Annotated in this window: 2 protein-coding genes; both read right to left on the bottom strand. The window is 68.0% G+C overall.

Annotated features, from left to right (window positions below; genetic code table 11):
- Nucleotides 1-5: 5 nt before the first annotated feature.
- A complete protein-coding gene (kdpA, locus tag ACFV1W_RS40565; RefSeq protein ID WP_380422589.1) occupies nt 6-1670 on the bottom strand; it encodes a potassium-transporting ATPase subunit KdpA in 1665 nt (554 codons plus the stop codon).
- A 1-nt stretch (nt 1671) separates the two neighbouring features.
- Entirely contained in the window at nt 1672-1746 is a 75-nt protein-coding gene (gene kdpF / locus ACFV1W_RS40560; RefSeq protein ID WP_380422591.1) for a K(+)-transporting ATPase subunit F, read from the bottom strand.
- Between the last annotated feature and the right edge of the window lie 14 nt (nt 1747-1760).

Genomic DNA, 1760 nt, shown 5'->3' with positions numbered 1-1760 from the left:
GGACATCAGGAGGTGAGACCTTCCGCGAGCGGCCCGAGGGCCAGGGCCGGGAAGTAGGTGAGGCCGACGACGATCAGGACGACGCCCGACAACAGGCCCACGAACAGCGGCTTGTGGGTGGGCAGGGTGCCCGGAGTGGCCGGCACCGGCTGCTGCTGCGCGAGCGAACCCGCCAGCGCCAGCACGAACACCATCGGCAGGAAACGGCCGAGGACCATGCACAGGCCGAGCGCCGTGTCGTACCAGTCGGTGTTGACGGTGATCCCGGCGAACGCCGAACCGTTGTTGTTGCTCGCGGAAGTGAACGCGTACAGCACCTCGGAGAAGCCGTGCGCACCGCTGTTGAGCATCCCGGCCCGCTCGCCCGGCAGGGCCATCGCCACACCCGTGCCGACCAGCACCAGGATCGGCGTGGTGAGGATGTAGAGGGAGGCGAACTTCATCTCCCGGCCGCCGAGCTTCTTGCCCAGGTACTCCGGGGTGCGCCCGACCATCAGACCGGCCACGAACACCGCCACGACCGCCAGCACCAGCATGCCGTACAAACCGGAACCGGTACCGCCGGGCGCGATCTCGCCCAGCATCATGTTGAAGACGGTCAGCCCGCCGCCGAACGGCGTGAACGAGTCGTGGAAGGAGTCCACCGCACCCGTCGACGTCAGCGTCGTCGAGGCGGCGAACAGCGAGCTGGCCGCGATGCCGAACCGCTGCTCCTTGCCCTCCATCGCCCCACCGGCCGCCTGCAGGGCCGTGCCGTGGTGCTGCGTCTCGGCGAGGGTCAGCAGAGCCACCGAGGCCACCCAGAAGACCGCCATGACGGAGACGATCGCGTAGCCCTGGCGGTCGTCACCGACCATCCGGCCGAAGGTGCGCGGCAGCGCGAACGGGATCACCAACAGCAGGAAGACCTCCAGCCAGTTCGTGAACCCGGTCGGGTTCTCGAACGGGTGCGCCGAGTTGGCGTTGAAGAAACCGCCACCGTTGGTGCCCAGCTCCTTGATGACCTCCTGCGAGGCCACCGGACCACCCGGGATCTTCTGCACGTCACCCGCGAGGTCGGCCACCTCGTGGAAGCCGTGGAAGTTCTGGATCACCCCGCTGGCCACCAGGACCAGGGCGAGCACGATCGCGAGCGGCAGCAGCAGCCGCAGCGTGATGCGCGTGAGGTCGACCCAGAAGTTGCCGACCCGGTCGGTCTTGTTCCGCATGAAGCCGCGGATCAGCGCGGCCACGATCGCGATGCCGACGGCCGCGGACACGAAGTTCTGCACCGCCAGGCCCGCCATCTGCACCAGGTGGCCCATCGCGGACTCGCCGCTGTAGGACTGCCAGTTGGTGTTGGTGACGAAGGAGACCGCGGTGTTCCAGGCCTGGTGGCCCTCCATCTGCCGAACGCCCAGGTTCAGCAGCAGGTAGCCCTGGAGCCGGATCAGACCGTACAGGAACAGGACCGAGACGGCCGAGAACGCCAGCACCGAGCGCAGGTACACCGGCCAGCGCTGGTCGGCGTCACCGTCGACACCGATCACCTTGTAGATGCCGCGCTCGACTCCGAGGTGCTTCGAGGTGGTCAGGACGCGGGCGATGTAGTCGCCCAGGGGCCGGTAGCACAGGGCCAGCGCGCCGACGAGGGCGAGGGCCTGCAGCCAGCCCGCGAGAGTGGAGCTCATGTCAGAACTTCTCCGGGTAGATCAACGCGAGGATGAGGTAGCCGACGAGAGCGACGGCCACGATGAGACCTGCGATGTTCTCGGCGCTCA

It is taken from the genome of Kitasatospora sp. NPDC059648, from assembly GCF_042734825.1.
Lineage (GTDB): Bacteria > Actinomycetota > Actinomycetes > Streptomycetales > Streptomycetaceae > Kitasatospora.
Note: the sequence above shows the minus strand (reverse complement) of the source record. Positions and strands in the feature narration are given on the sequence as shown.